Below are 24,450 nucleotides of genomic sequence, written 5' to 3' on the forward strand. Positions count from 1 at the left end.
CAGCGCCCCCAAGCATATCCAGCGCCCCTCAAACAGCTTCGACTTCCTGGACATCCACTGTACTAAAGGGGATCTGCAGCTTCAGTGCCAGCCGACAGAGCAAAACCCTCTTCTGGCTTCTACAGCCTATGTCAGGGCCTGGGACAACAATGCGATACCGGAGGCCGTTGCAAAAAGAAAAACCAAAAATCCACGTCTAAAACTCATAAACTCACCCTCATCAAAAATTCCTACCCTTTTGATATAGGGCGAAGATTACCAATTTCACTTTTAGGGCAGATCATCGGCGAAATTCTGCGTAGCCCCTCGCACAAAGGCGCGATGGCTCAGAGTGGCCAGAGATAGGGAATCAAACCCGAGGCCAGCAGCCCGATGCTGAGATTGAGCGGAATGCCGACGCGCAGAAAATCAGTAAATTTGTATCCACCTGGACCATAGACCAGCATATTGGTCTGATAGCCAATGGGCGTGGCAAAAGAGGCCGAGGCCGCCACCATGACCGCAACCACCAAAGGCCGTGGGTCAACGCCAATGGCCTGAGCCAGGCCAACTGCAATTGGTGTCACCACCACCGCAACCGCATTGTTTGAAACCAGCTCGGTCAAGACTGAGGTCAGCAGATAGATCGCCCAGACCAGCACAAAAGGCGGCAACCCTGTCAAAGCCGGGGCAATAGCCTCAGCGATGAGGCTGACGGCACCAGAGCTCTCCAGTGCCGCGCCAATCGCCAGCATGGAAAAGATGAGCGCCAAAAGCCGCCCGTCGACAAAGGAAAAGGCCTCGTCCGCGTCGATGCAACGGGTGATCAGCACCAGGGCCACCACCACGATAGACAGCAACAGGATCGGGGCCACACCAAGCGCCGCCAGACCGACGATTGACAGTAGCCCGGCAATCGCCAGCGGCGCGTGGCTGCGCCGGTAGGCGCGCTGGGTGGGCTGGGAGACATCTGCCATATCCATATCGGCAGCGAGACGTTGAATATCGGCGGGAGCGCCTTCCAGTAGCAGCGTGTCCCCGACCCGCACCACCAGATCATCCAGCTGCACGCCGATGTTCTGGTTGCGCCGATGCACCGCCAGCACATAAACACCATAGCGACGCCGCAGACGCATGGCCCCCAGCGAGCGCCCGACCAGGCGGCACCCCGGTGTCACCAGAACCTCTACCGTCTTGGTCTCAACCGCCGAAACCTGATCTACCCGCTTGAGCTCCTTATTGGCCTGCAGGCTCAGCAATTCGGTCATTTCGGTCCGCAGTACCACCCGGTCCCCCACCTGTAGCTCAACGCCTTTGAGGTTGCGCCGCAGCGACAGATCACCGCGCACCAGATCGATCAGCCGCACGCCAGGGCGTTTGAACAGCTGCACCCCGGTGACTTCGCGGCCGATCAGGTTGCTGTCCGGGGGGATAACCGCCTCGGTGAAGAATTTCATTTTGGAACGATCACTGAGCAGCATCGCCATGCTGTCGCGATCCGGCAACAAACGCGGCGAGATATAGCGCAGATAGATCATCCCCCAGATCACCAGAATGATCCCCAAAGGGGTGACCTCAAAGATCGAAAACGGCTCCAACCCTTGGGCCCGGGCCACACCGTCAACCAGCAGGTTGGTAGAGGTGCCGATCAGCGTCAGCGTCCCCCCGAGGATGGCAGCATAGCTGAGCGGAATCAGCATTTTGGAGGCCGACACTCCAAGCGTACGTGAGATCTGTACAAAGACCGGGATCATCACCACCACAACCGGCGTATTGGACACCACCGCAGAGGCCGCAATGACAAAAGCCATCAGTAGCGCAATGGCCCGTTTGGGGCTGACTTCGGCCTGTTTACGGGCCTTGGCAGTAAAGGCATCCAACGCGCCGGTTCGCACCAGGGCGCCCATGATGATGAACATCGCGGCAATGGTCCAGGGGGCCGGGTTCGACAGCACTGCAATGGCGCGTTCATAGGGCAGCACCCCCGTGACCAGCATCAGCGAGACGCCGGTCATAGCCACCACCTCGGTTGGATAAATCTCGCGCAGGAAGGCGACAAACATCAACCCAACGATGGCAAGGGCTAGCAGCGCACTACCATTCTGGGAAAAATTGATCAGATCCATGGTGTCGACTGTCCCCAATTACCCTGACAGATCGGGCACCCCGTGCCAGCTCCTGCCAGCGGCAAGTTTCCCTCATCGTAAATGGCAGGGCAATGGTTTCATGCCGCGACAGATGTGCTGCCGCAGCAAAAAGGAGTTTATGCAACAATCTCTGGGATTTGAGAGAATTTCTTCCTTCAAACCAAGCCATCCTCAATCAGCTTTGCGGGCCGGATTGTTGCAGCAAGCCACCATTGCGCACCATATGGATCTCTTTGGCTTCGCCGCTGCGATCATCCGTCACCACCAGCGCGCCGGACAGGGTTGCTTCGCCTTCGGCCGGGGTAAAGCGGCTTTTGGGCATTCCTGTCAGGAACCGGCGCATGGGTTCGGATTTTTCCATGCCAATCACCGAGTTATAGTCACCGCACATGCCAGCATCAGTCAGATAGCCGGTGCCATTGGACAGGATCTGCGCATCGCCCGTGGGCACATGGGTATGCGTCCCCACCACCAACGAGGCACGGCCATTGCAGAAATGCCCCATCGCCATTTTCTCTGAGGTGGCCTCGCAGTGCATGTCAACAATGACAGCCTGCGCCAAGCCGCCACGCGGATGCGATTTCAGCACTGCTTCGACCGCACCAAAAGGATCATCAAAGGCCCGCTTCATAAAGACCTGGCCCAGCGCCTGTGTCACCAGAACCTTGCGCCCGCCTGTTGCTTCAAACAGGCGATATCCCCGCCCAGGTGCGCCTTTGGCAAAGTTCAAAGGCCGGATAATGCGCGGCTCTTTTTCGATGAACTGCAACATGTCCTTTTGATCAAAGGCGTGATCGCCCAAGGTAAGACAGTCCGCCCCGGCATCAAGCAGCAGCTTGGCATGTGCCCCGCTCAGCCCCATGCCATTGGAGGCATTTTCCCCATTGACCACGACAAAGTCGAGCCGCCATTCCTGACGCAGCCGCGGCAGGTTTTCGGTGATAGCGCGGCGCCCGGCGCGGCCCATCACATCGCCTAGAAACAAAATTCGCATGTAGCTGTCCTAGGCCGCACAGACCAGCAGGACAAGAGCCCCGCGCCCGTCTGCGGCCAGTTTTTGGCCCTCCCGCCGCATTCTGACCCCGCGAAACCAGAGTTAGGTCGGCTTTCCCGCTTCTGGAACTGTTAAAACTGCAGAACGCGGCTTTCCGTAACCAACATATCCAGGGGCTGGTCAGTCTCTTCCAGCGGCAGGTTTTCGGCTTGCTGTGCCTCAAAGGCAAAGCCGATAGCCAGTGTCGGACGCTTGGTCCGCAACAGCTCCAGGGTCCGGTCATAAAAGCCGCCGCCATAGCCAAGCCGCCCGCCCTGTGCGTCAAAGGCAACCAGAGGCACGATCAGGATTTCGGGCTCAAAATAGTCATCCACCTCGGGGACTGCGGCACCAAAGGGGCCCTCCCGCATGGGGCCATCCGGCTGCCAGCGGCTGAATTTGAGCGGCATGTCCCTGCCCTGAATGAAAGGCACAGCAACCAGCCCATGGGCGGCGGCCTCTGCCATGGCGGGCAGCGGGTCGATCTCGGTTCGAATGGGCATAAAGCCGGAAAGCGGCACACCGCGATAGCCCGCCAGTACTTCGGAAAGATGCCCGGCCGCACCTGGAATATTGCGATCAAAGGCCTCTTTGCGCCGGGCAAAGGCAGCCTTGCGGGCTGCAGCCTTAATCTCGGTCAGATCGCTCATCTTTTTCTCCTCCGGAAAATCCAGGCCTATAACAGCGCCCAGGCCGCCAGGCCCAGGAAGGCAAAGAACCCAACCACATCCGTGACCGTTGTCACAAAGGCACCAGAGGCCAGGGCCGGGTCCACGCCTACCTTCTCTAGTAGAACAGGGATCACCGTTCCGGCGAGCCCGGCGACGACAAGATTGATCACCATTGCGGCAGCAATCACCGCACCCAAGCTCGGCGAGCCAAACCAGATCACCCCCACAATGCCCATGACGATGGCAAAGATCACCCCATTGACCAGCCCCACCAGAACTTCCCGCCGGATCACCCGCCAGACATTGGCCCCGGTCAAATCGCGGGTTGCCATCGCCCGTACCGCAACGGTCAGGGACTGAGTACCCGCATTACCCCCCATGGAGGCCACAATCGGCATCAGGACCGCCAGAGCCACAAACTGCGCGATCGTCGCCTCAAACTGGGCAATCACCAGCGAGGCCAGAACTGCCGTAACCAGATTGACCGCCAGCCAGGGGAAGCGCCGTTTGGTGGTTTCAATCACCCGGTCCGCAAGCGAGCTTTCCTCGCCAACCCCTGCCAAGCGCAGGATATCTTCTTCGTGTTCCTCATCCAGGACCACCATGGCATCATCAATGGTGATCACCCCGGCCAATCGCCCGTCACCATCCACCACCGGCGCGGAAATCAGGTGATACTGATTAAAGGCATAGGCCACATCTTCCTCGTCCTGATCGGCGGGAATGACCTGAAAGGTCTCCTCCAGCAAATCAGTAAGCGGCACCTCACGTTTGGTGCCCATGATCCTGCCCAAGGTCACATTGCCAATGGGGCGCAGGCGCGGATCCACCAGGACCATATGGTAGAACTGTTCCGGCAGATCCTCGGACTCGCGCATATAGTCAATGGCCTGGCCAACATTCCAATGCTCCGGGGCCATCACCACTTCACGCTGCATCAGGCGCCCCGCGGAGTTTTCCGGGTAGCTCAGCGATTGCTCAACCGCGACCCGGTCAGAATCCTCCAACGCGTCCAGAATGGCCTCTTGCTGTGGCTCTTCCAGGTCTTCGACCAGATCCACAACATCGTCGGTTTCCAGCTCACGCACCGCATCGGCCAGAACGCTTGGGTTCAGCGTTGCAATCACCTCTTCGCGGATGCTGTCATCCAGTTCCGAGAGGATTTCGCCGTCAAACTCGCGCCCATACAACTTGATCAACCGGGTCCGGTCATGGCTGTTGATCTGTTCCAGAAGGTCAGCAATATCCGCCGCGTGGAGTTTTTCCAGCAGGTTTCCCAGGATCTGCTGTTCACCACGATCCACTGCAAATAAGATACGTGCAACGAGCCGCCTGTCGAGATCATAGCCTTCGTCTACTGGCTGATCATCTTGGCGGGTATCGTTGCCTGTGCTCATGTGCTGCCCTTTGCTAAGATTGGATGCAAATTACTAGAAGCAGTTACCAGAAAACAATGACAATGAGATAATTTACCGGAACTGTTGGCGCGCGTATCCTGTGGGCTGCGATTTGGCAAGAAAAGGTAGGTCCAAAAATGCAGAGCGAATTCATCCTGCGCGGACATGTACTGTCCTTCACTGCATCTCCCTTTGCAGAATCCTCGCCCGAAGGGGCCGTGCAGATCTCTGCTGCGGTGGCCCTGGCACAGGGCCGCATTACCGGCTGCGGCACATTTGAAGAGATGCAGGCGCTACAGCCCGAAGCCGAGGTGATTGATCACGGCGCCAAGCTGATCCTGGCAGGCTTTGTTGACGCCCATGTACATTATCCACAGACCGCGATTATCGCCAGTTGGGGCAAGCGGCTGATCGATTGGTTGAACAGCTATACCTTCCCCGAAGAAATGCGCTTTGGCGATGCTGCCTATGCGCAGGAAATCTCTGAGCGCTATCTGGACCTGACCCGCGCCAATGGCACCACTACGGTTTGCAGCTTTGCCACCATCCACCCCGAAAGCGTCGATGCCTTTTTCACCGCCGCTCAGGCACGCGGTCAACGGGTGGTCACCGGCAAGACCTGCATGGATCGCAACGCCCCGGACGGGCTGCAGGATACGGCGCAATCCGCCTATGATGACAGCAAGGCACTGATCCAGCGCTGGCACGGGGTTGACCGGTTGGAATATGCCATCACCCCCCGTTTTTCGCCAACCTCCACCCCCGAGCAGCTCGAGGCCATGGGGGCGCTTTGGGCAGAACATCCCGAATGCCTGATGCAAACCCACCTGAGTGAACAGCTTGATGAGATCGAATGGGTGAAATTCCTCTTCCCGCAGGCGCGCGATTATCTGGACACCTATGAGGAGTTTGGCCTGCTCGGCGCTCGTGGGCTCTATGGCCACGCGATCCATCTGGAAGAACGCGAGCGCCACCGCCTGCGCGAATACGGCGCCGCCCTGGTGCACTGCCCAACTTCAAACACCTTCATCGGCTCTGGTCTCTTTGACATGGCCGGCCTGATGGCTGAGGGCCAGCGGATCGGCCTGGCCACGGATACCGGCGGTGGCTCCAGCTTTTCCATGCTGCGCACCATGGCCGCCGCCTATGAGATCGGCCAATTGCGGGGCCGCCCACTGCATGCTGCAGAGCTGATCTGGCTGGCCACCCAGGGCTCGGCCACCGCGCTGCGCATGGAGGATAAGATCGGCAATATCGCCACCGGCATGGAGGCGGACCTGGTGGTTCTGGACCTGTCCTCGACCCCCGCCATCGCCCAGCGCAGTGCGGGTGCCAATGATCTGTGGGAAGCGGTTTTCCCGACCTTGATGATGGGCGATGACCGCGCCATATCCGAGGTTTGGATCAACGGCAAACGCCAGTAGTCGCACCCGGAGTTCGACCAAACAGCGCGCCTCAGCCTCAGCAGCCTGGGCGCGCCAATACCATCACCCAGATATTGCCCTCGGCGCGGACCAGGGCAAATTCACTCACCTGCCCATGCAGCAGATTCTTGCGGTGCCCAGGTGAGCCCCGCCAACTGCTCATCACCGTAGGCAGGCTCGGCTGCCCCTTGGCAATGTTTTCGGCGACCGCACACCAGCGGTAGCCAAGCTTGCGAACCCGGTCCCCAACGCGGCTGCCATTGCTGCCCTGATGTGAAAAGAAACCCCGCCGATGCATATCCTTTGCATGGCGCCGCGCTGCCTTTTCCAGCTTGTCCGACCAGCCAAGTGGTGCCAAGCCATGCTGGGCCCGCAACTCATTCAAACCAAGCAATGCCTGCTGGCGATCGACCTCTTTTGCAAACCCTGCCCCTGTACAGACAGACATGCAGAGCGCCAGGCAGATCACTGGTTTCAAAAACAGCTTCATATCAGCTCGCCAACATCAAAGCCTGCGCCAAGCGATGATGACGCTCCAACAGGTGCGGCAGATCCAGCGTCGTGACCTCACCGCCCTTGATCACCTGTCGGCCTTCTACAAACAGATCTTTCACTCGTGACGGTCCCGCCAGCAACAGCGCAGCCGGATCCCAGCTGCCGCTAGAGGCAACCCCAGAGACATCCCAGATCGCCACATCAGCGCGCTTGCCCACAGCCAACCGGCCACAATCCGGACGCCCCAGCACATCGGCGCCCCCCCGCGTGGCTATCTGCAGCGCCTCATAGGGGCTCATGGCATCTGCCCCCTGCATCACCCGCTGCAACAGCATTGTCTGGCGCGCCTCGCCCATCAGATCAGCCATATCGTTGCTGGCAGATCCATCAACTCCCAACCCGACCGGCACGCCGGCATCCCGCATCTGACGCACTGGCGCAATACCAGAACCCAGGCGGCAATTGGAACAGGGGCAATGCGCCACGCCAGTACGGCTGCGGGCAAAGAGATCAATTTCAGCCGGGTTCAGCTTGACACAATGGGCGTGCCAGACATCCGGCCCCGTCCAGCCCAGATCCTCGGCATATTGTCCCGGACGGCACCCGAACTGCGCCTCTGAGTAGGCAATATCCTCTTCGTTTTCAGCCAGATGTGTATGCAGCATCACCCCCTTGTCGCGGGCCAGAATCGCGGTGTCACGCATCAATTCCCGGCTGACCGAGAAAGGCGAACAAGGCGCCAGCCCCACCCGGCACATGGCACCCTCTGATGCATCATGAAATCCATCGACCACCCGGATCATATCCTGCAAAATGGCCGCTTCCTCTTCCACCAGATGATCCGGCGGCAGGCCACCCTTGCTCTCACCAATACTCATGGCTCCACGGGTTGGATGAAACCGCAGCCCCACCTCGGCAGCGGCATGGATGGTATCCTCCAGTCGTGCACCATTAGGATAAAGATACAGATGATCCGAGCTCAAGGTACAGCCAGACAACGCCAGCTCCACCAATCCCAGCTGTGCTGAGACAAACATCTCTTCCGGGCCAAATCGGCTCCAAATTGGGTAGAGCCGCTGCAGCCAGCCAAAAAGCAGCGCGTCCTGGGCACCGGGCACGGCGCGAGTCAGGTTCTGATAAAGATGGTGATGGGTATTCACCAAACCCGGCGTCACGACGCAGCCCTCGCCGCGCAGAACTTCACCCGAGGTCACAAGACCCTGCCCAACTGCAGCAATCTTGCCGTCGCGGATCAATAGATCGGCATTCTGAAAAACCTGATCAGCATCGTCCATTGTCAGGATGGTATCGGCATTTTGAATGAGGGTTTCGCCCATAAAGCACACTCCATTTAGGCCCGCCTCGGTGCATGGAGGTGCAATCAGGCCGACAGAGAACGGGCAAAGGACTCGACCTGATAGATAACTATCCCAAAACAGGTGAAAATCTCAAGTCGAAACCCGACAACGAAGCGCAGCCCCGCCTTATCACCTTTTTCAAAATATTCCGGGGGAGCGGCCCTAGGGCCGCGGGGGCAGAGCCCCATCCCCCCCAATGCCCGCTTTAGTACTGCCAGTTCAGCAGTTGCAGCGCTGCCGCGTGTAATTCCGGCGAGGCCGCAGCCAGAGCACGCCCGCCCTCATGGACGGCCCCCCCCTGCCAATCAGTGACAAGACCACCAGCCGCCTCGATGACCGCAATCGGGGCTTGAATGTCATAGGCGTTGAGCCCCGCTTCAATCACCAGATCAATCTGCCCCGCCGCCAGCAGGGCATAGGCGTAGCAATCCATCCCATAGCGCGTCAGTTTGACCTCAGCTGCCACCCGCTCAAAAGCTGCCCGCTCCTCTTCGGTGCCGACTTCTGGAAAAGTGGAAAAAAGAATGGCTTCCCCCAACCCCTGAGTTGCGCGGGTCTGCAATCCTCTGCGGCCCAAAGGTCCGGTCATTTCGGCCAACTCTGCACCGCCCGAAAACCGCTCACCAGTATAGGGCTGATCAATCACCCCCAGAATTGGCCCTTCGCCTTCGGACAAGGCAATCAAAACACCCCAGGTCGGGGTACCACTGATAAAGCCACGAGTGCCATCAATCGGATCCAGCACCCAGGTGCGCCCAGAGGTGCCGGCCTTTGGCGGAAACTCCTCGCCCAAAACGCCATCCTTTGGCCGCAGCTCGGCAAGCACAGTCCGCATTGCTTCTTCTGCTGCCCGATCTGCAACGGTCACCGGGTCAAACCCTTCGCTGAGCTTGTTCTCTGCACCAAGATCTCGACTGCGAAAATACGGCAAGATCACCTGCCCCGCAGCATCAGCCAATTTATGCGCAACCTGCATGTCGCTCAGATCTGTCTGTGTCATCTACCCACCTGAAATAGCTTCACCTGCAATACTCCGAGTTTTGCTAGCCAGGTGAAACAGCTACCAAATCAACCATGCAAAAACCGGTGCCACTCTCGTAGCGCCGGTTCAAGCAAAATAGTGCATCGACCTTGCTCTCAGCTCTAAAACTCCGCTCAGCTATTTCACCACAGACGCAATCGCCCTAAGCTCACTCTCAGCATCATCTTATTCACAGAACATCAGGTCAGGATGATCAGCAAGTGTTGCTTAGGCAACGTCGCTCAGCACGCGGGCCAGTTCAAACAGGCGCCGACGCTGGTTTTCCGGGATCGCATAATAAGAGCGCACCAGATCCAGGGCTTCTTTGTCACCCATCAGATCGTCAGGCACAGCCGATTTTCCGCCTGCCTTGGCGTCCTCATCCAGCCCTTCAAAGAAGAAGCTGACTGGCACATCCATGGCATCGGAAATATCCCAAAGCCGTGATGCGCTGACGCGATTTGCGCCAGTTTCGTATTTCTGGATCTGTTGGAATTTGATCCCAACCTGTTCCGCCAGCTGCTGCTGCGTTTTTCCAATCAGCCACCGACGGTGACGAATGCGTTTGCCTACGTGAACATCTACAGGATGAGCCATCCGCTATCTCCTAGTTAAACAATAAGTCCCTGCCCGGATATAGCTTCGCATTTCAATCGCAGCAGAATAGGGTTCACTACCCTGCCACCAATGAGACACTCAACCATCACGATCAGAGCTCAACCTCAGCCCCAACAGTAAGACCTTCGCAGTTGAATACAAGCCTGACACCTCGCCCAGATGCTCGCAATGAGGCAAATGTATGATTTCACCTATCATTTTGGTGGTATCATATATGCTTTAGGATACCTATTTATGCCTCCCCATAAATAGTGAGGTGCAAAAATCGACATTCAGTCGTTCGCTCAAGAGCGAATCACCCGCCTACGGAAAGAAAGACGGACAAGAATATGCTGGCCTATCGTATCACCTCATTTGACGCCCCTCCCGTTCTGGAAGAAATCGCCAGCCCCTCCCCTGCGCCGCATGAAGTTAAAATCAGGATCCGGGCCTGCGGGCTCAACTTCGCAGATTTGTTATTGCAAAAAGGCACATACCAAGACACCCCTACGCCCCCTTTCACCCCGGGGCTGGAAGCCGCCGGGGAGGTAACAGAATGCGGATCCGCGGTGACGGGGCTGACCCCAGGTGACCGGGTTGCGGTGTTTGGCGGCCAGGGCGGCCTGGCACAGGAAGGGGTCTTTAATGTCACCCGCGTTGTGACCATCCCCGACAGCATGAGTTTTGAAGATGCCGCGTCTTTGCAGATCGCCTATGGCACCAGTCACGTCGCCCTGGACCACTGCGCCCGCCTCCAGCCAGGAGAGACGTTACTGGTCACCGGCGCAGCAGGTGGCGTCGGGTTGACAGCGGTTGAAATCGGCAAGCTGATGGGGGCCCGTGTCATCGCCCATGCACGTGGAGCGGGAAAACTGGCGGTGGCTCAGGCGGCGGGTGCGGATCACCTGATTGATGCCGAGGATGACCTGCGCAGCGTGGTGAAATCGCTAGGCGGTGCCGATGTGGTTTATGATGCAATCGGCGGAGATGTCTGGACGGCAGCCTTCCGCTCCACCAACCCGGGTGGGCGGCTGCTGCCAATAGGCTTTGCCAGCGGTGAGGTGCCGCAGATCCCGGCCAATCATCTGCTGGTCAAAAACCTCACCGTGATCGGTTTTTATATCGGTGGCTATATGAAGTCCCACCCCGAGGTGATCCAGCACTCGCTAAAAACCCTGATGGAGTGGCATGGCACCGGACGCATCTCCCCCCATATCAGCCATGTGCTGCCTCTAGAACGAGTCGAAGAAGGCATGGAGCTGCTGCGCAGCCGGGCCTCAACAGGAAAAGTGGTGATCACGCCCTGATGCCTCTCTGTCCCCGGTGACATCTCCATCAGACCCAAACTAAAATCTGCGCAGAACAACAAAGGGGCAGCACCATGCTGCCCCTTTATGGTATTGTTCTCTCCTACTGTCCTTCTCCGCTTGCTGGCATAGCAATGTGAGTTGCTGTTAGAACCGATTAACCCGCGACGCGCAGCGGAGCCGGGCGCAAAGCCGCATAGCCCTGCCGGATGATCCGGGCCAGGTCTTCGACAAAACTGGCCCGCACGCTGTCCGCCCCATAGAGATTGATGTGCTGTTTGGGCAGATCGGGCAGCAGGCCGCCGTGATCAATAGCTTCCTGATGATCGGGGATCGTTCCCTCCAGCAGGACGCCAACCGCCAGATCGGCGCTGATGGTGGCCTCAACTGTCCGGTCAGACTCGCTGTCCACTGCCATATCCCACTCACGCCCAACCTGATCCAGCTTAGCAGTAGCAACAGGACGGAAGATACAGGACCTGCAAAACCCTAGCCGCAACGGGCTTTGCCGCCAGGCAGAGCCATTTGGCGCGCCGACCCAGCGCAGAGGCATCTCATGGATGGCCTCCCCGCCTTCGCTTGCACTGCTTTCCGTGGTCAGGATGAGATCATAGGTGCCCTTGGCAAACCCTGCTTTCAGATCGCGGGTATTGGAGGTCACCAGATTGACATTCACCCGCGGGAAGCTGGCATTAAAGCGCTGCAGCACCTGCGGGATGACCGGATAGACCACATCATGCGGCACCCCCAGCACCACTTCGCCCTCAAAGGCCTGATCCGTCAGCCGCCCGATGACTTCATCGTTCAAGGCAACCATGCGCCGGGCATAGCCCAGCAGCTGCTCTCCTGAAGGTGTTAGGGCGATAGTGCGCCCTGATCGGTCCAGCAAAGCCAGCCCCAAGAGCTCTTCCAACCGCTTGAGCTGCATCGAGACCGCCGACTGGGTCAGATGCAAAAAACCGGCAGCCCGCGTTACGCCGCCATAATCCGCCACAGCAACAAAAGACCGTAGCGTGGTGATATCCAAATTACGTGCCATCACGACTCCTGATGTGTTTCATCAATAACATTCGCTTTTAAAATAGATCATAAGCCTGCATATACATCAACAGAAATGATGCAGACCCGAAGAAATATCAAAATCTAATGAAAGGACAAAGAAGATGACCTATAGCGTAAACACCTGCCACTCCGCCCATGCACTCCCCTGCGCCAAGCCCCGTGCCCGTTTCAGCCTGCTGTCCTTTGTGACCAAGCGCCTGGAGCTGCTGCGCCAGCGTCGCCATCTGAAAACTCTGGACGCCCGCACCCTGGAAGATATCGGCATCAGCCGCCGCGACGCCCTGCACGAGGCAGGCCGCTCTATCTGGGACGCACCCGAAAGCTGGAAAGACTAAACGATTGAGCCGTCAAAACGCGCCTCTCTCTCAGGCGGCCGGGCATACATCAGACCAATCCGTTTCGCCTTGGGCAACAATTGACGCCACTTAAAAGACCTGCCCCATAATTGAGGCAGGTCTTTTTACGTTTTTAACGGGTTTCTTGGCATAGAGACTTGAACGCTAGCCCAAGAAATCCGATATTTAGCGGGAACGCCACTTGGTCTGCCCCTCGCAAACCAGGGTCGGCGAGGGAGTTTTTGGAACGGAGACCATGATACATGGCACAGTTTGATACAATGAGATCCGCTGCAGGCGCGCGTGCCGCAGAGATCGATGCAGGGCTGCGCGCCCATATGAACAAAGTCTACGGCACAATGTCCGTAGGCCTGCTGATCACAGCTCTGGCCGCATGGGCCATCGCCAACCTGTCGATCACATCTTCGCCCACCGAATATCAGATCGGCGCAGACCGTTATCTGACCGATCTCGGCTACACGCTCTATGTGTCACCGGTGAAATATGCGCTGATGTTCGCGCCACTGGCCTTCATCCTCTTTGGCTGGGGTAGCCTGATGCGTCGCGGCAGTGCTTCGGCTGTTCAGTTGGGCTTCCTCGCATTTGCTGCTGTGATGGGCGTGTCCATGGGCACTGTCTTCATGATCTACACCCCCTATTCGATCACCCAGACATTCCTGGTGACCGCGATTGCCTTTGCGGGTCTGTCGCTCTGGGGCTATACCACCAAACGCGATCTGAGCGGCATGGGCACCTTCCTGATGATGGGCGTGATTGGCCTGCTGGTGGCCATGGTCGTCAATATGTTCCTGCAGTCCGGCGTCATGATGATGGCCATCTCGGCCATTGGCGTTCTGATCTTTGCCGGTCTCACAGCTTTTTACACCCAGGACATCAAGGCCACCTATGTCGCCATGGCCACCCAGGGCAATCAGGAATGGCTGGACAAAGCCGCCTATGACGGCGCGCTGAGCCTCTACATCAGCTTCCTGAATATGTTCCAGTTCCTCCTTATGTTCATGGGTCAGCAAGAATAAGCAATAGCTGACAAACCAAGACTTTAAGCGAGGGGCGGATCACTAAGATCCGCCCCTTCTTTGTTTATCAGTACCATTTCACACATTTATTCAGACACAGGACAACACATGAAAATTCTGGACCTGCCGCCGAGTGAGGCTGCGCGCCTCATCCCGCTCTTGCAAGACCTGCATGACCTGCATGTCACTCATCAACCTGCCCGCCACCCCGCAGCGCCCTCTGACGCGGCGCTGGGACAGTGGTTGCAGGACTGGCTACAGGAAGAGGCCATCACAGCACTCATCGCCGAGAGCCCACAGGGGGCTCTATTGGGCTATGTCATCTTTGGGATTGAGCACCGCCCACCGCTGCCGGTGCGTTTTGAAGAGACCCGCGTAATGGTGCACCATGTTGCCACGGCTGCTGCCTTTCGACGTATGGGCGTCGGCCTGGCCTTGCTGAACGCGGTCAAACACCGGGCTAAATCCCAGAGTATCAACACCATCGCCACCACTTACGCGCCCTTCAATACCGCCTCAGCAGGGCTGTTTCAAAGCCTTGGACTGCAACCAGTCATGACAATGGCTGAGTGGCGCACCTAGGGGTACAGTTTTCGCAGTACTGATTTCTACAACGCCTTTCTTGCCACAGCTGCATGCGGCGCAAGAATGCTTGTTCTGGGAAGATTCTGCGGCTGATCCGCAAGGTTTGCTGGCCACCTCTTTCCCACCGCAGAAAGGCGGAACCCAGAGTCGTTCCTGCCGATTGCCTTAACTACAGGACAGCCCGGTTGCCAACGCCAGAGTGCCGCCTCTACTGCCAACCACCTGAACCTGCCCGACTGGTCGACAGCCCGATTCCTCCGCCACGAGGTTGCGAAAAGCATCAAGCTCCAGCACCGGCAGGCTGGATATGACACTGCGCTTTGGCACACTGAGGACGGCCAATCCCATGCGATCCGCCCGCATCAGAGACAAAGACAAAGACCGCCCCAGAACCTGTACCACGCGCTTCTGGCTACCAGGGGCAACCAGTTCAACAGCTTGGTTGGTTTGTGCTGCAGCAGACATAGCGACAGTCTGGGGCCTCGCCTCTCCCACCTCAGAGACAGCAATCTCCATTGGCAAGGGAACTACATTCTCTGAAACCGGCAACGGCCCAGGGCCAGCCGCAAAGATCAATGCGGCGCCAAACATCACACTCTTCACCATAACAATACCTTCCACTCACCAATCCTGGCCAAATGATTAGCGAATGAATGGGGCAAAAAATGGCCTTAAAGTTTTGATAATAATTCGCTTTTTCCATTCATTCCAATTGAATTTTAGGGATCTTCCGGACGAGGCATATAGAAAGCCAGTGCCAAAAAAAGCAAGCTCTCTCCACCAGCTTATTGCTCTGCGATACTCGCAGATGGCCTTGGGCAGCGGCCCGCAATACCTCAAACGCAAAAGGGCCACGCGTTGCGTGACCCTTAGAACCTTGAAAGAACAAGGAAGGTTTACTTGATTTTGCCTTCTTTGTACTCGACATGCTTACGCACAACCGGGTCATACTTACGGATAACCATTTTTTCGGTCATGGTGCGTGCGTTCTTTTTGGTCACGTAGAAGTGGCCAGTGCCCGCGGTCGAGTTCAGGCGGATCTTGATTGTGGTAGGCTTCGCCATGGTGCTTCTCCTGCGTCCGAAAAGGCAGGGGCCTCTCGGTAAATTCCTATACGAGCGTGGCTTGTACCCTGCCCAGCCCCCAAGTCAATAGGATTCCCACTGCTTGCCTTGTAATTCGTCGATCCCGCGCTGCTTTCTGCATATCCCTGCCCCAAAACAAGAGATGCCCCCAGACATCCAGCACATCCACGTTATTAAATTTATACTGTCTGATTTCCAGATTCACAGGCAACAGCCAACCCTACCTCAACCGGCGCCTTCCGGTCTCGCGCTCGACAGCACCCAACTGAGGAGACGCAAATGAGCTTCGGACTGCCCCTTTTGAGTAGCACAAAACTGCATGGGCCTTGTGTCATTAGGAGTTTGGAAAAACGCGCAGAAGGCCTGTAAGCCGGATTTTGTCCCAGAGCTTGCGCCCCTTGGACGACCATTCCTCTGCGGTGCATATTGCTATGCACCTCTAGCTGCCAACCCGGTCCCTCTTGGCTAAAGCAAGCCTAGCGGCGGTTTCGGCGACTGCCGACCTGCCCGCGCGGGGACCCTATTTGGCATTGCTCCCGGTGGGGCTTGCCTTGCCACCCCTGTTGCCAGCGGCGCGGTGGGCTCTTACCCCACCCTTTCACCCTTACCACACCGGAACCGTTTGCCCAAAGGCACCCGCGGCATGGCGGTTTGTTTCTGTGGCGCTATCCGTCGGGTCACCCCGCCCGGGCGTTACCCGGCACCGTTACTTTAGGGAGTCCGGACTTTCCTCGCGAAGGGCCTGCCTTCAGCGCGGCCGTCCAGCCTTCTGCGCCCCGCCCGCCTATTCCTCCTAGCACGGCACGTCAAGCTGTAAGCGAATAGGGGCTCTGCCCCTCTTGGCCTACGGCCAATTCCCCCCGGGATACTTCCCGACAAATTAAAAGAGGCACTGCTTCATTTGGACGAAAATGTCCCCGGAGCGCGAGGCGGAGCCTCGCATCTGTCTCACCCCCAGAAATCCGATTGCGCCAATGGGGCAAGATCTTCCGCGACCAATGGCCCTTGAGCCCAGGGACGATATCTCAAGCGCAGGGCTGATAAGAGAGTCGCCTCATCCACAGGTGCGGAATAGCCCAAATCATGTGCGTAGCGGCGGAGCAGAACACCAAGCGAGATCTCAGGGTCAAGCAGGCTGGAACAGGAGGCTGGCGGAACTGCCCGGGCCAATCCCTGACAGGCAAGCCGCGTCCAATCAAAGCGCGGGCCGGGGTCTGTCTTCCGCCCTGGCGCCATATCGGAATGTCCGATCACCCCTTCTGGTGGAATCGCCCAACGGTTCAGGATCTGACCAATTAGCACTTCCAGTACTGCCATCTGAGGTTCGGAAAACGGATGCCCGCCGGTATTGTCCAACTCAATCCCAATGGAGCGCGAGTTGATATCATCCTTCCCAAACCATTCTCCTGCACCAGCGTGCCAAGCACGTTGGCTCTCGGCCACCATCTGCCAGAGCCGTCCATCGCTACCGATCAAGTAATGAGCCGAGACTTCCGTGGCAGGATCACAGAGGCGTTCCAGGGCCGCCTCGGCGCTTTGCATGGCCGTATAGTGCAGAACAACCAAGCTGGGCCCCAGCCCGTCCCGCCGCGCCCCTTGATTGGGGCTGGGGCACCACAGGGGCTTTAAGGACGCAACCGGATCAGCCGCGCCAAAACCTGCCCCCGGCCCCGTCATCAGGAATTGCCGCGCACAGCCAATCGGTAGGGGCTGGGATCCCAACTGCAGGCATAGCCGTCCCCGTCCGGATCAAGCGCCTGGCGGTCCCGTTTAGGGCCACCTGCCTTGAGAAAAGCGATCTGAGCCTGATCAGGAGATTGAAACCCGGCACAATTGCGCGCCGAACGCGAACGCAGATTGATTCCGGCCCGGCTGTGAATCTTGGTGCCGACCGGGTGAGAAGTGCTGAGGGCATATTTGACGATATTGGGGTCTCGGCTGCCTGTCTGGCTGGGCAAAGCAGTGGGCGCGACCTGCTGATATTGCGAACGCTGATTGGCCAGGCGCTCGGCGTCGCTTTCGATCGTTTGGCGCGCGGCCACGGCGTCAAAACTGTTCTCGTCCGAGATACCGGGGTTGCCGATCAGGGCAGGTGCCGGGTTGGAAGGGCTGGCTTCCAGTGGCGCCTGTCCGGAGTTCCCCCCTGCAGCCTGTAGGGCAGCGCGGGTTTCGGCGGCGATATCGGATGCAGCCGTGCTGCCGCCATAGCTCGAAGCCGTGCTACTGCTGGCAGCGCTGCGCGGCGCAGTTGGCAAGGGAGTATTGGCCAGAGGCAGGCTCTCGCTGGAGATCCGCACCGGCGGCACCAGAGGATCACCATTGATCGTGGTCCCCGCCGCAGGCGGCGGGGCAAAGGGGTCGCCATCTATGCCAACACCGGCGGCACTATCAGGTACCCGAGGGCTACATGCCGCAAGGGCCAGAATACCGCCAAGGGCAGCAAGTGTAACGACGACACGCATGAGAACTACCTGTTTATCTGCTCTTCTTTGAGGAGATCCTTACCACCATTTGCCAGGCTTTGCCACAAATCCTGTGGATTGCTCCAGCGCATAGGCGGTATTGAGCAGATCACCCTCCTCCCAAGGACGGCCAATCAGCTGTAATCCGAGCGGCAATCCCTGGCTATCCAGACCCGCTGGCAGGGCAATGCCCGGCAGGCCTGCAAGGTTCACGGTGACGGTAAAGACATCCAGCAGATACATCGCTACCGGATCCGCATCCGACATCTCTCCCAGACCAAAGGCCGCCGAAGGGGTGGCTGGTGTCAAGATTGCATCGACACCCGCGGCAAAGACGTTTTCAAAGTCTTTCTTGATCAGGCTGCGCACCCGGCGGGCACGGTTGTAATAGGCGTCATAAAAACCAGCCGAGAGCACATAGGTGCCAACCATGACGCGGCGCTTGACCTCGTCACCGAACCCTTGAGCACGGGTCTTTTCATACATCTCGGTGATGCCGTCACCCGCTTCCAGCGTGGCCCGGTTGCCGTAGCGCACACCATCATAACGCGCCAGGTTGGAGGAGGCCTCAGCCGGGGCAATCACATAGTAGGCTGGCAGGGCGTATTTGGTGTGGGGCAGCGAGATATCAACGATCTCGGCGCCCGCGGCTTTCAGCATCGCGGTGCCTTCAGACCAGAGCTTTTCGATCTCGGCGGGCATGCCTTCCATATGGTATTCCTTGGGAATACCAATCTTTTTGCCGCGAATGTCACCGGTCAGCATGGCCTCAAAATTTGGCACTGCCAGATCGGCACTGGTGCTGTCTTTGGGGTCATGCCCCGCCATCGCTTCGAGCATGATAGCGGCATCGCGTACCGATTTGGTCATCGGCCCGGCCTGATCCAGCGAGGAGGCAAAGGCGACAACGCCCCAGCGCGAGCAGCGCCCATAGGTGGGTTTGATGCCAACAGTGCCGGTAAAGGCGGCTGGCTGGCGGATGGAACCGCCGGTATCGGTGCCAGTGGCCGCCAGGCAGAGATCAGCTGCAACAGCCGCAGCCGAGCCACCGGAGGAGCCGCCGGGTGTCAGCGGAGTGTCTTCGTTTTCACGGCGCCAGGGGCTGACCGCATTGCCATAGGTCGAGGTCTCGTTCGACGAGCCCATGGCAAATTCATCCATGTTCAGCTTGCCCAGCATCACCGCGCCATTGTCGGCCAGCTGCTGCGATACTGTGGATTCATATTCCGGCACAAAGCCTTCAAGGATTTTGGACCCGGCCTGGCTGGCAACCCCCTTGGTGCAAAAGAGATCCTTGATCCCGACAGGAAGGCCACACATGGCAGGGGCATCGCCCTGCTTGAGGCGCGCATCTGCCGCGGCGGCGCGTTCCAGCGCGATTTCCGGTGTTTTATGCACAAAGGCGTTGAGCACATCCGCCTTGTCGATGGCGCCAAGGCAGGCCTCAGTCAGCTCAACGGAGGTGGTTTCACCCTTGCGGAGCGCATCACGGGCCTCTGCCAGACCCAGTTTGTTCAGATCGCTCATCTCTTACTCCATCACTTTGGGGACGGCAAAAAAGCCTTCACGGGCATCCGGCGCATTGGACAGGACCTTGTCCGCCTGATTGCCATCCGTGACCACATCTTCGCGCCGCTTGAGTCGCTGCGGGGTGACCGAGGTCATAGGATCGACCCCTTCGACATCCACTTCATTCAGCTGCTCGATGAAGTCCAGGATGGTGTTGAATTCGGCGGCCAGGGCTGGCAGCGCCTCGTCTTCAACCTTGATCCGGGCCAGTTTGGCCACTTTGGCGGCGGTGTTTTGGTCAATCGACATGGAAACCCTCATCTCGTGTTCAGTCTGGCATTTACCGGGGTGACGGCTCAGCTGCAAGCCTGCGCGCGGTGTTTCTGCCCGATTTGCACCCGCTCTGCGGCTTTCAAATGCCCAGAGGTGTTTCTCCATTCAGGATAAACTCAAATTTCTGCTCCTGCAGGCTACCAAACTGCTGCAGCGCTGATAGGCTCCCCTTCGGGTAAACAGGTATTTCCAAGAGGAGTTAGAGTGATGAAAATTATTTGGCTGGGTCATGGCAGTTTTCGCATCGAGACAGAGGGTCAGGTACTACTGATAGACCCCTGGCTTACCGGCAATCCGACTCTGGGCGAGGATCAGCATGACGCCGCCCTCGCGGGCGCCAGCCATATTGTCCTGACCCATACGCATTTTGATCATGTGGTGGATGTGCTGCCGCTGGCCAAGTCGCGCAATATTCCTGTCGTTGGCCAATATGATTTGATGGGCTATTGGGGCGAAAGCGAAGAGATCACCACCATCGGTTTCAACAAAGGCGGAACTGTCGATCTGGGCGGGCCAAAGCTGGCGATGGTGCCGGCCTCGCATAGTTCCACCTTCACCACCGAGGACGGGCTGCGCGCCAGCGGGTCGGAAGTGGGCTATATGCTGATGAGTGAAGGCAAGACCCTCTATATCTCAGGGGACACTGGCCTGATGGCAGACATGGAATGGATGGGGGATTACTTCCAGCCCGAGGTTGGCATCATCAGCGCTGGCGGTCACTTTACCATGGACATGAAGCAAACCGCCTATGCGGCGAAACGCTACTTCAATTTCAAGACCCTCATCCCCTGCCACTACAAATCGTTCCCAATTCTGGAGCAATCGGCAGAACAACTGGTCAAAGCACTGCCAGATGTAGAGGTCATCGAGCCAGTGGTGATGCAGGCCATCGAGATCTGAGACCGGCCCGGTCTGAAAAAGGGGTCTGCTCTCAAACAAGATCGGATAAGAAAGACAGGGCGGAGCTCCCGCCCGTCGCCGGATCTGCTGGGCAGATCGCTCCCGTTGGGCCCAGCGCCGGGCCTTTGGCCCGGCGCGGTGGCGTCAAGCCCCGGGCGTTGTGGCGGGTGGCTGGAACCGAGCCCGGGCTGCATCGGCCTTTTCCCGGCAAATACAGCCCCTTGCGTGATCATTGACCAGACCCATGGCCTGCATGAAGGCAAAGGCAGTGGTCGGGCCGACAAATTTCCACCCGCGCTTTTTCAATGCCTTGGACAATGCCACCGACTCAGCGCTTGTGGTTTGTGTTTGTGGCTCCGGACGCGTTGCCGGATCCGGCTCAAAACGCCAGAAAAAAGCTGCCAGCGAGCCAAACTCGGCCACCATTTCCTGGGCACGGCGCGCATTGTTTATTGTCGCTTCGATCTTGCCGCGATGCCGAATGATGCCGGCATCCTGCAACAGACATTCCACATCTGCCGCGTCAAATTCCGCAACCCTGTTCCAGTCAAAGCCACAGAATGCGGCGCGGAAATTTTCGCGTTTGGACAAAATTGTACGCCAGCTGAGGCCTGACTGGAAACTTTCAAGACAGAGCTTTTCAAACAAGCGGATGTCATCGCCCACGGGATAGCCCCACTCGCTGTCATGATAGGCATCAAACTCCGGTGCCGAAGCACTCCAGGCGCAGCGCGGTCGGCCATCCTGTCCGTCGATTAACTTGCTCACCCTGCATTTCCTTTTGCTTGCGCCTCAAAGCCAAGCTTAGCTCTCGCCACTTTGCCTGCATAGCATCATGGCAGTTTGGCACCGTCCAAGACTACCCCCAAGAACGAGCTCAGGAATTCCGTCACACTTCACCGCCGCTGCGAGAAAAACTCCCGCAGGAGTTCCGCCGCGTCTACCTCAGCGATCCCCTCATAGACCTCTGGCGCGTGATGCGCCTGAGGGTGCGAGAAGACACAGGCACCATGGGCCACACCGCCGGATTTCGGATCCGAGGCTCCGTAATAGACCCGCCGGATGCGGGCGGCTGCGATGGCCGCGGCACACATAGCGCAGGGCTCCAGCGTCACATAGAGATCAAACCCCTGCAATCGCTCTGTCTTTCCGGCAGCACAGGCCTGTCGCAGCACTAGGATTTCGGCATGGGCCGTGGGATCGGACAGCTCGCGAGTGCGGTTGCCGGCACGGGCAACGATAGCCCCCTCAGGATCCACCAAAACAGCGCCCACAGGCACTTCGCCCCGCGCCGCTGCCGCGCGCGCCTCCGCTAGCGCGGCATCCATATGCGATTTGAACATAGCGGCTTTGTCCTCCCAAGGCTTTCCTGCCCCGGAATGGGAGCTTTCGCAAGCCACAGGAATGCTCTATGTCCCAGATCCATGAGCAAAGCACCCGGATCCCCCAAAGGCAAAGCCCCCACACGGGCCCAGGCCTCCGCCAAATCTGCCGCCAAGCCGGCCCCCGCCGCCGCACCCAAAGGTGACAGCGCCCCCACAGGGGACCGCATCGCCAAGGTGCTGTCGCGCGCTGGCGTTGCCTCGCGCCGCGAAGCCGAACGCATGATCGCCGAGGGCCGCGTCAAGGTGAACGGTGTCAAAATCGACAGCCCGGCGCTGAATGTAACGGATCGCGACCGCATTATTGTGGATGGCAAGCCCCTGCCCCAGGCCGAGGCGCCTAGGCTGTGGCTGTACAACAAGCCAACAGGGCTGGTGACCTCCAACAGCGACGAAAAGGGGCGGCGCACCATCTTTGATGAACTGCCCGAAGACCTGCCCCGGGTGATGACTGTCGGCCGTCTTGACCTCAACTCCGAAGGCCTGCTGCTGCTGACCAATGATGGCGGCATCAAAAGACGCCTTGAGCTGCCCTCGACCGGCTGGCTGCGCCGTTACCGTGTGCGTATCAATGGCCGCCCCCGGGACGAAGATTTTGAGCCGCTGCGCAAAGGCATGGTGATTGAGGGGGAACGTTTTCAACCCATGACCGTGGCGCTGGATCGCCAGCAAGGCGCCAATGCCTGGCTGACCATCGGGCTGCGCGAAGGCAAAAACCGAGAGATCCGCCGCGCGCTGGAAGACATCGGCTTTAACGTCAACCGATTGCTGCGCCTGTCCTATGGTCCGTTTCAGCTGGGCTCGCTGAAGCTTGGCGAAGTGGAAGAACTGCGTCCACGTGTTGTGCGCGATCAGCTGGGGCTTGAACCCGAGGACATGGAAGAAACACCGCCCGCGCGGCCAACACGCGGACGGCCAGGGGCAAAACCGGGCCAGAAACCTAGTGGCAGACCCAGCTCCAAAACGGCTCCAAAATCAGACGGTATGACCTTTGGCATACCAAAGGGCAAGCCAACAGGCAGACCCGCTGATGGACCAACAGGCCGATCAACGGGCAAACCGGGTGGCAGGCCGACCGGTAAGCCCGGTGCCCGTTCTGGTGGCTATGGCGACAAACCAAGCAGCGCAGGTGGCAACGCGCGCGGTGGCAAACCCGCATCACGTGGTGGCAGCTCAAAACCACGCCCTATCGGCAAAAATCCCCGCCGCTGAGGCGGTTCCACAAGACTTCCCCCTAGCAAGTGCCCTTCGCATCCCTTAGTTTCTTGGTAACGTAAGAAAACTTTCCTTTGCGAGGGGACCCCGCGTGCAAAAAATTGCCTTTGTCGCTTTGTTGATCCTGATGTTCGGTCTCAGCACCGGCGTGATCGTGGGAGGCTGAAGCCATGGCAAAACAGTTTGGTGGCAAATTCAGCCCCCGTGGCAAAACAAGCACGACGACCTCTGCCTCTGAGAGCGATGCCGGGGCAGCACAACCACCCCGCGCCCATGCGGTGAGTCGAAATGCCAAGGTCGATCCCGTCGGTGTCCGCTCGAACCTGATGTTTGTGCCCGGCGGGCTATTGCTTTTGCTCTCTGTCACAGATCAGGCCGCTGGCATGGCGCTGGGGATGATCGCTGCCGGAATCTGGACTGGTGGCGCCTATATGTTGCGGGAAGGCCTGCGGGCCACGGCGGCCTTTGAAGAGCGCCGGGTGGCGCGCAAACCCGCCCTGCCCCGGAAAATCCTCGCGGCCCTTTTGGTCGGCATTGGGGCAGCGCTTGCCGCCCTGAAGGCAGAACCAAACATTCTGACAGCTCTGCTCTATGGGCTTGCGACCTGTGGGTTGCATCTGGCCGCCTTTGGGCTTGATCCGCTGCAGGACAAGGGCACCGAAGGAATTGATGACTTTCAACAAAACCGGGTGGCCCGCGCTGTCGAGGAAGCCGAATTCAGCCTCGATTCCATGACAGATGCCGCCATGCGCTCGCGTGACCGCGAAGTGGAAGAACGCGTTGAACAGTTTCAGGCAGTCGCCCGCGAGCTGTTTCGCACCGTCGAAGAAGACCCTCGTGATCTGACTGCGGCCCGCAAATACCTCACGGTTTATTTGCAGGGTGCCAAGGACGCGACGGTGAAATTTGCCGATATCTACAGTCGCAGTGGCGATGCGACTGCACGGGCAGATTACCTCGCACTGTTGAGTGATCTGGAAAACAACTTTGCCGCCCGCACCCGCAAACTGCTGCTTGAGGATCGCACCGACCTCACCGTTGAAATTGACGTGCTGCGCGATCGGTTGCAGCGTGAAGGCGTCCATCTGGACCGCAGCTAACCATTTGCCTTTTTGC

25 protein-coding genes and 1 other RNA gene are annotated in these 24,450 nt (G+C 58.5%); 8 read left to right on the forward strand and 18 right to left on the reverse strand.

The annotated features are described in order from the left end of the window. Positions 1–326: 326 nt before the first annotated feature. From ED661_RS20790 to mgtE, 4 genes are all read right to left on the reverse strand, one after another. Positions 327–2,105, reverse strand: coding sequence for an SLC13 family permease (locus ED661_RS20790; RefSeq protein WP_122076774.1), 1,779 nt, complete (start codon positions 2,103–2,105; stop codon positions 327–329). A 196-nt stretch (positions 2,106–2,301) separates the two neighbouring features. Further along, positions 2,302–3,120, reverse strand: a complete 819-nt coding sequence (locus ED661_RS20795) for a TIGR00282 family metallophosphoesterase (RefSeq protein ID WP_122076777.1) — start codon at positions 3,118–3,120, stop codon at positions 2,302–2,304. A 131-nt stretch (positions 3,121–3,251) separates the two neighbouring features. Further along, complete coding sequence (locus ED661_RS20800; protein ID WP_122076779.1) at positions 3,252–3,809, reverse strand: 5-formyltetrahydrofolate cyclo-ligase; 558 nt, start codon at positions 3,807–3,809, stop codon at positions 3,252–3,254. A 26-nt stretch (positions 3,810–3,835) separates the two neighbouring features. Continuing rightward, entirely contained in the window at positions 3,836–5,227 is a 1,392-nt protein-coding gene (gene mgtE, locus ED661_RS20805; RefSeq protein WP_122076782.1) for a magnesium transporter, read from the reverse strand. A 137-nt stretch (positions 5,228–5,364) separates the two neighbouring features. On the opposite strand from mgtE, the gene guaD reads away from it, so the two are divergent. Continuing rightward, the gene (gene guaD / locus ED661_RS20810) at positions 5,365–6,651 is read left to right on the forward strand and encodes a guanine deaminase (RefSeq protein ID WP_122076785.1); all 1,287 of its coding nucleotides are present in this window, start codon (positions 5,365–5,367) and stop codon (positions 6,649–6,651) included. Positions 6,652–6,688: 37 nt separating this feature from the next. Here the strand turns inward: guaD and ED661_RS20815 are convergent, their stop codons facing one another. The 4 genes from ED661_RS20815 to ED661_RS20830 form a co-directional block, all read right to left on the reverse strand. Next, a complete protein-coding gene (locus ED661_RS20815; RefSeq protein WP_254054912.1) occupies positions 6,689–7,141 on the reverse strand; it encodes a CAP domain-containing protein in 453 nt (150 codons plus the stop codon). Between the two features lies 1 nt (position 7,142). Continuing rightward, positions 7,143–8,483 carry an 8-oxoguanine deaminase gene (locus ED661_RS20820; RefSeq protein WP_122076788.1) on the reverse strand — a complete coding sequence of 447 codons (1,341 nt, stop codon included), beginning with the start codon at positions 8,481–8,483 and terminating at the stop codon, positions 7,143–7,145. Positions 8,484–8,709: 226 nt separating this feature from the next. Next, the gene (gene hisN, locus ED661_RS20825; RefSeq protein ID WP_122076791.1) at positions 8,710–9,504 is read right to left on the reverse strand and encodes a histidinol-phosphatase; all 795 of its coding nucleotides are present in this window, start codon (positions 9,502–9,504) and stop codon (positions 8,710–8,712) included. A 249-nt stretch (positions 9,505–9,753) separates the two neighbouring features. Beyond that, complete coding sequence (locus ED661_RS20830; RefSeq protein WP_122076794.1) at positions 9,754–10,122, reverse strand: helix-turn-helix domain-containing protein; 369 nt, start codon at positions 10,120–10,122, stop codon at positions 9,754–9,756. Between the two features lie 350 nt (positions 10,123–10,472). Here ED661_RS20830 and ED661_RS20835 point away from each other — a divergent pair, with 350 nt between their 5' ends. Then, positions 10,473–11,429: an NADPH:quinone oxidoreductase family protein gene (locus ED661_RS20835; protein WP_122076797.1), complete on the forward strand. Its 957-nt coding sequence runs from the start codon at positions 10,473–10,475 to the stop codon at positions 11,427–11,429. A 157-nt stretch (positions 11,430–11,586) separates the two neighbouring features. On the opposite strand, the gene ED661_RS20840 is transcribed toward ED661_RS20835, so the two are convergent. Next, entirely contained in the window at positions 11,587–12,468 is an 882-nt protein-coding gene (locus tag ED661_RS20840; RefSeq protein WP_122076800.1) for a LysR family transcriptional regulator, read from the reverse strand. A gap of 124 nt (positions 12,469–12,592) precedes the next feature. Here ED661_RS20840 and ED661_RS20845 point away from each other — a divergent pair, with 124 nt between their 5' ends. The 3 genes from ED661_RS20845 to ED661_RS20855 all read left to right on the forward strand — a co-directional run bounded on the left by ED661_RS20845 (position 12,593) and on the right by ED661_RS20855 (position 14,445). Then, complete coding sequence (locus ED661_RS20845; RefSeq protein ID WP_122076802.1) at positions 12,593–12,826, forward strand: DUF1127 domain-containing protein; 234 nt, start codon at positions 12,593–12,595, stop codon at positions 12,824–12,826. Positions 12,827–13,089: 263 nt separating this feature from the next. After that, positions 13,090–13,863 (forward strand): Bax inhibitor-1/YccA family protein, encoded by a 774-nt coding sequence (locus ED661_RS20850; RefSeq protein WP_122076805.1) that lies wholly within the window; start codon positions 13,090–13,092, stop codon positions 13,861–13,863. Between the two features lie 108 nt (positions 13,864–13,971). Further along, on the forward strand, positions 13,972–14,445 hold the full coding sequence (locus ED661_RS20855) for a GNAT family N-acetyltransferase (protein WP_122076808.1): 474 nt from the start codon (positions 13,972–13,974) through the stop codon (positions 14,443–14,445). A 168-nt stretch (positions 14,446–14,613) separates the two neighbouring features. On the opposite strand, the gene ED661_RS20860 is transcribed toward ED661_RS20855, so the two are convergent. The 7 genes from ED661_RS20860 to gatC all read right to left on the reverse strand — a co-directional run bounded on the left by ED661_RS20860 (position 14,614) and on the right by gatC (position 19,813). Further along, complete coding sequence (locus tag ED661_RS20860) at positions 14,614–15,069, reverse strand: hypothetical protein (RefSeq protein ID WP_162930213.1); 456 nt, start codon at positions 15,067–15,069, stop codon at positions 14,614–14,616. A gap of 275 nt (positions 15,070–15,344) precedes the next feature. After that, a complete protein-coding gene (gene rpmG / locus ED661_RS20865) occupies positions 15,345–15,512 on the reverse strand; it encodes a 50S ribosomal protein L33 (RefSeq protein ID WP_008206879.1) in 168 nt (55 codons plus the stop codon). A gap of 371 nt (positions 15,513–15,883) precedes the next feature. Continuing rightward, positions 15,884–16,306, reverse strand: an RNA gene (rnpB, locus tag ED661_RS20870) — RNase P RNA component class A. A gap of 175 nt (positions 16,307–16,481) precedes the next feature. After that, positions 16,482–17,210: an N-acetylmuramoyl-L-alanine amidase gene (locus tag ED661_RS20875; RefSeq protein ID WP_122076814.1), complete on the reverse strand. Its 729-nt coding sequence runs from the start codon at positions 17,208–17,210 to the stop codon at positions 16,482–16,484. Next, a complete protein-coding gene (locus ED661_RS20880) occupies positions 17,210–17,995 on the reverse strand; it encodes a hypothetical protein (protein WP_122076817.1) in 786 nt (261 codons plus the stop codon). Before ED661_RS20880 ends, ED661_RS20875 begins: the two co-directional genes overlap by 1 nt. Before the next feature lie 39 nt (positions 17,996–18,034). Then, entirely contained in the window at positions 18,035–19,522 is a 1,488-nt protein-coding gene (gatA, locus tag ED661_RS20885) for an Asp-tRNA(Asn)/Glu-tRNA(Gln) amidotransferase subunit GatA (RefSeq protein ID WP_122076819.1), read from the reverse strand. A 3-nt stretch (positions 19,523–19,525) separates the two neighbouring features. After that, entirely contained in the window at positions 19,526–19,813 is a 288-nt protein-coding gene (gene gatC / locus ED661_RS20890) for an Asp-tRNA(Asn)/Glu-tRNA(Gln) amidotransferase subunit GatC (protein WP_122077130.1), read from the reverse strand. A gap of 231 nt (positions 19,814–20,044) precedes the next feature. Here gatC and ED661_RS20895 point away from each other — a divergent pair, with 231 nt between their 5' ends. Continuing rightward, positions 20,045–20,737, forward strand: a complete 693-nt coding sequence (locus ED661_RS20895) for a metal-dependent hydrolase (protein ID WP_122076822.1) — start codon at positions 20,045–20,047, stop codon at positions 20,735–20,737. Between the two features lie 144 nt (positions 20,738–20,881). Here the strand turns inward: ED661_RS20895 and ED661_RS20900 are convergent, their stop codons facing one another. Continuing rightward, positions 20,882–21,505 carry a DNA-3-methyladenine glycosylase I gene (locus tag ED661_RS20900; protein WP_122076823.1) on the reverse strand — a complete coding sequence of 208 codons (624 nt, stop codon included), beginning with the start codon at positions 21,503–21,505 and terminating at the stop codon, positions 20,882–20,884. 128 nt (positions 21,506–21,633) lie between these two features. Continuing rightward, positions 21,634–22,080, reverse strand: coding sequence for a nucleoside deaminase (locus tag ED661_RS20905; RefSeq protein WP_122076826.1), 447 nt, complete (start codon positions 22,078–22,080; stop codon positions 21,634–21,636). Positions 22,081–22,161: 81 nt separating this feature from the next. On the opposite strand from ED661_RS20905, the gene ED661_RS20910 reads away from it, so the two are divergent. Then, positions 22,162–23,331: a pseudouridine synthase gene (locus tag ED661_RS20910; protein ID WP_122076829.1), complete on the forward strand. Its 1,170-nt coding sequence runs from the start codon at positions 22,162–22,164 to the stop codon at positions 23,329–23,331. 173 nt (positions 23,332–23,504) lie between these two features. Then, positions 23,505–24,434, forward strand: coding sequence for a 5-bromo-4-chloroindolyl phosphate hydrolysis family protein (locus tag ED661_RS20915; RefSeq protein ID WP_122076831.1), 930 nt, complete (start codon positions 23,505–23,507; stop codon positions 24,432–24,434). Positions 24,435–24,450: the final 16 nt, after the last annotated feature.

It is taken from the genome of Pseudophaeobacter sp. EL27, assembly GCF_900313025.1.
Classification (GTDB): Bacteria; Pseudomonadota; Alphaproteobacteria; order Rhodobacterales; family Rhodobacteraceae; genus Pseudophaeobacter.